This is a genomic window from Yersinia sp. 2542 StPb PI (assembly GCF_048593855.1).
In the GTDB taxonomy this organism is placed as follows: Bacteria; Pseudomonadota; Gammaproteobacteria; order Enterobacterales; family Enterobacteriaceae; genus Yersinia; species Yersinia enterocolitica_E.
On the sequence record NZ_JAZGQA010000451.1, the window covers coordinates 1 to 747 of the forward strand.

A 747-nucleotide genomic window follows, 5' to 3' on the forward strand; every position below is an offset into this window, starting at 1 on the left:
AATTATTGGTCTTACCTTAATTTTAGCTCATGCGTAAAGCTCCTGCAGTTTGCTGGATATAACTTTATTAAGATGGAATTTCTTATTTATTTAGAATCGTAAATCAAACCTGTAACTTAGTGTTCTAGAATCAATATCAGAATTCCTTAATGTTGATGGTTTGGTTAGAGGATAACCCAATGTTAATGAAGTGGAGAAATGACTACCTACAGCCTTAAGGCCAAGAGCAGCTCCAGTTAAATACTCTGCAGGGCACGAACCCATATCATCAGTACAGTTGTTTTTAATAAAACCAAGATCATAGCCAGCAAAAGGCGACACCTGCCATATCCCCAATTTATTGATAGCAATCGGCAGCTGAACTGTATTGGAAATGTAACCACCGTTATGTCCCGACACTGAACTTTCTTTGTAACCACGAACGGTATATTCATCACCAATTGATTGTTTACCATCACTCACTAATATATCTTTTGTAAATTGAAATCCTGAGTTAACTTCATATGATAAACTCACTGGACCATATTGGGCCAATGACTTAGACCAGCTAATGATGCCATTATATTTTATGTAGTTTAGATCAAACCCCTTTAGGTCAGGTTCATTTTTCCATGCTGCACCAAACCAGGGAACACCCGCAGTCGAACTCAGATCCCAAAATAAACCGCCCCCCCAAAGTGTGCCAACCCGAGTTACCCCAAGGGCAATACTGCTGTATTTTTTACTACTAACACCTATTTTTATATC

General features: G+C 38.4%; 1 protein-coding gene. It reads right to left on the reverse strand.

Annotated features, from left to right (window positions below; genetic code table 11):
- Positions 1-90 precede the first annotated feature (90 nt).
- On the reverse strand, positions 91-747 hold a 657-nt coding region (locus tag V1952_RS22230; RefSeq protein ID WP_420075594.1), incomplete at its 5' end, for a ShlB/FhaC/HecB family hemolysin secretion/activation protein.